This is a genomic window from Mucilaginibacter sp. P4_G9, assembly GCF_056400985.1.
The window spans coordinates 1-5,481 of the sequence record NZ_JBFUKF010000334.1; the positions used below are offsets into that span (position 1 = coordinate 1).

The window sequence follows — 5,481 nt, forward strand, 5'->3', positions numbered from 1 at the left end:
GTTTTCTTCCAGTTTTCTTCCAGGCCATCCAGGTGCATTGGCGAAATGAATGTGCGGCCATCATAACAAAACTCGCGGTAAGCTTCATCCGAAAACAGGTACAGATCATATTTTAAGGCCAATACCTTTAATTCTTCCAGCTCGTGCTCCGAATAAAGATACCCGGTAGGATTATTAGGGTTACAAATGATAATGGCCCTGGTTTTATCGGTGATCAGTTTTTCAAACTCGCTGATGGAGGGCAAGGCAAATCCATTGTCGATGTACGATAGGATGGGTTTTACCACAATATCGCTCTGGCTGGCAAAACCGTTGTAGTTGGCATAAAAAGGTTCGGGGATGATTACCTCGTCGCCCGAATCCAAACATGCCATCATAGCGATGGTAATGGCTTCAGATCCGCCGGTAGTAACAATAATATCCTCTGGTGTAATATTGTAACCCAGTTTGTTATAGTATTCTGTAAGCTTTTTCCGGTAGCTTAAAGTGCCCTCGGATGCGGTGTAGGCCCACACCTTAAAATCGATATTTTTGATGGCATTCAGCATGCCTTCCGGTGTTTCAATATCAGGCTGGCCGATGTTTAAATGGTACACTTTTTTGCCGTCCAGCTTAGCCTTGTCGGCATAAGGTGTTAATTTGCGTATAGGTGACGCGGGCATGCGCTGCCCTTTTTCAGATACTTTTGGCATATGCAAAATTAGTAAAAAAAACTGCCCTCTCTAAATCGGGTAGTGTCTCAGTTTGAAAATTAATTTATTGGCGAAAAGTATTTTTTGAATAAAATAATTTTTGTAAATTACTTTTCTTTTTATCCATTTTAAAAAATTTAGCCATGAAACAAATTACAAACAACATCCATTTTTTGGTGTTGGCTTCAGCTTTATTTCTTATTGGCTGTAATGAACCGGCAACAACTTCGGGAAAAAATGAAAAGGATACAGCATCAATTGTTACTAAAAATGACACTTCTTCCATGCCTGCCTATGATCCGGCTATGGACGCGTTAACTGTAGGCCCACAATTTACAAAAAAGCTCGGTGATACGTTGAATATAAAAATGTACGTGTTTACCGTAAAGCCTGGAGAGTCATGGGCACTAYATAATCATCCCGATCATACTGTCTATGTTCTTCAAGGTGGAAAAATTGCTTTATTTATTAAGGCAGTAGGAAGGCAGGACACACTTACCTTGCCAACAGGCATGGCACTGATTAGTGGCCCACTGTCAGACTCTGGAAAAAACGTTGGCAATACAACCCTAAAAATGCTTGTGCAGGATATTTATAGACCACGCAGCAAATGATTTATTTGGTTACAAAGAAGATAAAATTTGTCCAATCAAAATACATTCAACAAAAGCCATTATGCAAACTTTAAATACTACCTCTTTATGAGTGTATGTTTTGCCTTCGCTTTTTGGGAATAATTTTGAATAAAATAGAACAAGTTTATCAACTATTGCCCAATATGCTGTGCCAGGCAGTTTCATTTAATAGATTTTTCTGGCGTTTGAGCCTCTAAATATTTAAAAGCGATCCTCTAAATCTCTCCCGTAAGGGGCGACTATTTTATTTTTCTGTGCATTAGCATTGTCAAAATAAAAGCAAAAAAAACACCGCAAAGCGGTGTTCAATATTTTCTTTATGCCCCCCTTCCGGGGAGGGTTTGGGTGGGGCTTACCTGCTCGATGCTGGTTTAGCAACAACTTCGCCAATTATATTCAAATATTTCTCTGGTGTAACAGCGTTTGATTTAACAACTATTGTTTTGTTAAATGGTGCGGCAACAGCAGCATTATAAGTGATTTTTATTGTTCCTTTATCGCCGCTTTTTACGGGAGTTTTGGTGTAATCCGCAATGGTACAACCACAGGTTGGCCTTACCTCGGTAAGTATAAGTGGCTCTTTGCCAATATTGGTAAATTCAAAAACAGTGGTAACGGGCGTGCCTTGTGGTACTTTACCAAAGTCGTGCTTTTCCTCGTTAAATTTAAACTCGGCTTTTTGGTTATCTTGTGCCGATGCAGTAAAGGCAAAACCTAAAACCACTGCGCAGATCATTAATATCTTTTTCATATGCTATATTTGATTAACACAAATATAAAAGGTTTAATGTAATAACAAAACTATTGGTGTTACTTCATGTTTTAAATGTTACTATACCAATTACAGAATAGAATTTTATAATTTTACCGTCTAAACAAAATTTTATATGCCCGGAACAGCAATACGTGCGACCAGTAAATTTGATTCTGCTGAGCTCAGTTTTGATGATTTTAAAAAGATTGTGATTGATGATTACCGTATTGGCTACGAAAGCAGGCAAGCCAGTTTAATAGGTAGGAAAGAAGTTTTAACCGGCAAGGCTAAGTTTGGTATTTTTGGTGACGGTAAAGAGGTTGCTCAACTGGCTATGGCAAAGGCATTTCGCGCAGGCGACTGGCGTGCGGGTTATTATCGCGATCAAACTTTTATGTTTGCTACGGGTATGAGCAACCTTAAAGAGTTTTTTTCACAGCTTTATGCTCATCCCGATGTAGAGAAAGATCCCTCATCTGCCGGCAGGCAAATGAATTGCCATTATGCAACCCGTTTTGTAAATGCCGATGGCAGCTGGATAAACCAGGCCGAAACAATGAATTGTTCATCGGATATATCAACCACCGGCGGTCATATGCCACGTTTGCTGGGGTTGGCTTATGCTTCAAAATTATACCGTCAGAATAAAGAGCTGGAATACCTTAAACAATTTTCTGTTAATGGCAATGAGGTTGCTTTTGGTACTATAGGTAACGGAGCAACATCCGAAGGTGTATTTTTTGAAACCTTTAATGCCGCAGGTGTATTGCAGGTACCAATGGCTATTTCTATATGGGATGATGCTTATGCCATTTCTGTTCCGGCCAAACTTCAAACAACTAAAGAGGATATTTCAGAAATATTGAAAGGTTTTCAGCGCGAAAATGGCTCAAACGGCTTTGAAATATTTAAAGTAAAAGGCTGGGATTACATTGCGCTTTGCGAAACCTATGCCCGTGCAATAACTTTATGCCGGGAAGAGCACGTGCCGGTATTGATACACGTTATTGAGATGACGCAGCCGCAAGGCCACTCAAGCTCCGGCTCGCATGAACGTTACAAAACAAAAGAGCGTTTAGCCTGGGAGGATGAAAACGACTGCCTGTTGAAAATGCGCCAATGGATGGTAACATCGGCTATTTCGACAGAACAGGAGTTGGATGAACTGGAAGCCGAAGCAAAAAAATATGTACGTGAGTGCCAGCGTGAAGCAGCCAGCGAAGTGGTAAACATAATCAATACCGAACTGGAGGAAGCCGCGAAACTGATTGAACAATTTGCGGAAGGTGTTTCAGTTAAAGATAAGGTTGCAGATATTGTAAGCACGTTGCGTAAATGCTATGATGCCGGGCGCAAGGATATTGTATCGGCCATACGTAAAACCCTTAGGGCTACTGTACACGAAGACTCTGCAGAACGACAAATATTGGTTGATTGGTTAAATACCGAGAACGCTAAAAATAACGTCCGTTATAATACCAAACTTTTCTCCGATACTCCGCAATCACCTTTGTACGTTCCGGTGGTGCCTGTTACCTACAATGAAGATGCAAGGTTGATTGATGGCCGCGAGGTATTAAACGCCTGTTTTGATGCCAACTTTGAGCGCGATAAAACGATAGTTGCGTTTGGTGAAGATGTAGGTGCTATAGGCGACGTTAACCAGGGATTTTCCGGGCTGCAAAGCAAATATGGCGACGTGCGTATTACCGATACCGGCATTCGTGAAACTACTATAATAGGGCAGGGTATGGGGCTGGCTATGCGTGGCTTAAGACCAATAGCCGAGATACAATACCTTGATTACCTTATATACGCCATAACTGTTATATGTGATGATATTGGCAGCCTGAGCTACCGCACTTTTGGCGGACAAAAAGCGCCGCTTATTATACGTACCCGCGGGCACAGGCTGGAAGGTATCTGGCATTCGGGTTCGCCATTGGGTATGATATTAAGTTCGATGCGTGGTTTTCATATTTGTGTACCGCGCAATATGACACAGGCAGCTGGTATGTATAACACCCTGTTGCGTGGGGATGAGCCTGCGTTGGTTATCGAGAGCCTTAATGGTTATCGTTTAAAGGAAAAATTACCCACTAATGTTGGTGAGTTTACCGTGCCTTTAGGCAAAGCGGAGATCATGAGAGCGGGTGCCGATGTTACGGTTGTATCTTACGGCTCAACTTTACGCATCGTTTTAGAAGCCGCCGAAGAGTTGGAAAAGATGGGCATTCACGTTGAAGTTATTGATCCGCAAACATTATATCCTTTTGATACAGAGCATGTTTGTAGTGCTTCATTAAAGAAAACCAACAAGTTACTTGTTGTTGACGAAGATGTACCCGGAGCTGCTTCGGCCTATATTATTCAACAAATAGTAGAAGAGCAAAAAGGATATTATTCATTGGATTCGCAACCCAGGACGCTGACTGCCAAAGAGCACCGCCCTCCATATGGCTCCGATGGTGATTACTTTAGCAAGCCATCGTTTGATGATATTGTTGAGGCTGTTTATGCTATTATGAGCGAGGCGAACCCGGCTAAATTTCCGGCGATTTATTAACAAAATAAGAACTTTATAATACCGTCATTGCTTGGTACCGCAATGACGTGTTGGGGAGAGCGTTTTCTTTCAATTACAAGCACTATGAATTCTACCAATTTTTTAACCATATCCAATATCATACAAACACGCCGCAGCATCAAACCCAATATGATGAACGGGCATAAAGCGCCAAACGGCCACATTGCAGCTTTGCTTGAGCTTGCCGATTGGGCGCCTACCCACGGTTTTACCGAACCCTGGCGCTTTGTTGTATACGAAAACCCCGCCAAGTTTTGCCAGCAACATGCAGAATTATATAAACAAAGTGTAATCCCCGAAGATTTTAATGAAACTGTTTTTAATAATTTGCTTCACCAGGGTGATAAGGTTTCGCATATAATTATTGTTATTATGCAGCGTGGCGACTTGCCAAAAATTCCCCCTGTTGAAGAAGTTGCGGCTGTTTCCAGCGCTGTTCAAAATATATTACTTGGTGCTACAGCATTAAATATGGCTTCGTTCTGGAGCACCGGCGGCTTAATACTAAAGCCAGTCATGAAAGATTTCTTACTCCTGCGCGATGAAGACCAGGTAATAGGGGCATTGTATCTTGGTTATGCCGATCATCGCCCGGAGGGAAAAAGAAACATCCTCCTCGAAAACAAGGTAAAATGGGTGAAATAAGGTAAATCGATTACTGGTTGATAACACTAAAAGGACGGCTTAAGAAGCTGTTTAAATTTGATTTATTAATGTTTTAGACTTCTAATTAAGCACATATCCACGCGTCATTGCGAACGAAGCAATCCCAAACTATGCAGAGTAGCTTTGCAAATCCGCTCTGTATTTTGG

The 5,481-nt window shown here is 41.5% G+C and carries 5 protein-coding genes; 3 read left to right on the top strand and 2 right to left on the bottom strand.

Annotated features, from left to right (window positions below; genetic code table 11):
* Positions 1-692 (bottom strand): aminotransferase class I/II-fold pyridoxal phosphate-dependent enzyme (locus AC1DPZ_RS21010; protein ID WP_477407089.1); only part of this gene is annotated, 692 nt, incomplete at its 3' end.
* A 143-nt stretch (positions 693-835) separates the two neighbouring features.
* Between AC1DPZ_RS21010 and AC1DPZ_RS21015 the strand changes: the two genes are divergently transcribed.
* Complete coding sequence (locus tag AC1DPZ_RS21015) at positions 836-1,306, top strand: hypothetical protein (RefSeq protein WP_477407091.1); 471 nt, start codon at positions 836-838, stop codon at positions 1,304-1,306.
* Between the two features lie 373 nt (positions 1,307-1,679).
* On the opposite strand, the gene AC1DPZ_RS21020 is transcribed toward AC1DPZ_RS21015, so the two are convergent.
* Positions 1,680-2,078 (bottom strand): DUF1573 domain-containing protein, encoded by a 399-nt coding sequence (locus AC1DPZ_RS21020; RefSeq protein WP_477407093.1) that lies wholly within the window; start codon positions 2,076-2,078, stop codon positions 1,680-1,682.
* 136 nt (positions 2,079-2,214) lie between these two features.
* Between AC1DPZ_RS21020 and AC1DPZ_RS21025 the strand changes: the two genes are divergently transcribed.
* Together AC1DPZ_RS21025 and AC1DPZ_RS21030 are read left to right on the top strand one after the other, a co-directional pair.
* The gene (locus AC1DPZ_RS21025; protein WP_477407095.1) at positions 2,215-4,647 is read left to right on the top strand and encodes an alpha-ketoacid dehydrogenase subunit alpha/beta; all 2,433 of its coding nucleotides are present in this window, start codon (positions 2,215-2,217) and stop codon (positions 4,645-4,647) included.
* Between the two features lie 84 nt (positions 4,648-4,731).
* Positions 4,732-5,313 (top strand): nitroreductase family protein, encoded by a 582-nt coding sequence (locus AC1DPZ_RS21030; RefSeq protein ID WP_477407097.1) that lies wholly within the window; start codon positions 4,732-4,734, stop codon positions 5,311-5,313.
* The last annotated feature ends 168 nt before the right edge of the window (positions 5,314-5,481 follow it).